The organism is Bacillus sp. SIMBA_154, from assembly GCF_046536015.1.
GTDB classification, from domain to species: domain Bacteria; phylum Bacillota; class Bacilli; order Bacillales; family Bacillaceae; genus Bacillus; species Bacillus pumilus_P.
In genome coordinates this window covers 1-256 of record NZ_JAWJBV010000415.1, presented here as the reverse complement: position 1 = coordinate 256, position 256 = coordinate 1, and the positions used below count along the sequence as shown (strand labels likewise).

Annotated in this window: 1 pseudogene; it reads right to left on the bottom strand. The window is 51.2% G+C overall.

The features are described 5' to 3' along the window. Positions 1-256, bottom strand: a pseudogene (lytH, locus tag R0K30_RS22595) (L-Ala--D-Glu endopeptidase); the annotation flags it as partial.

Sequence of the window (256 nt, the reverse complement as noted above, 5' to 3'; positions counted from 1 at the left end):
ACTTTTTCCTGCGGATTTCTTTTCGTTCCCATGCCCTTAAATGAGGATACGGGTCAAAGGACCATTCCGATCTGCCGTTATCTTTATACATCCCGTAGTGAAGATGCGGCGGAAATTTTCCCGCGGTGCCCGGCGGTCCGTATCCGGAACTGCCGACAGAGCCGATCACCTCTCCGGGTTTGACGATCCGGCCTTTATGCACACCTTTTGCAAAGCCGTTCAGGTGAGCGAAGTAGTGATACGTGTTATTGATATC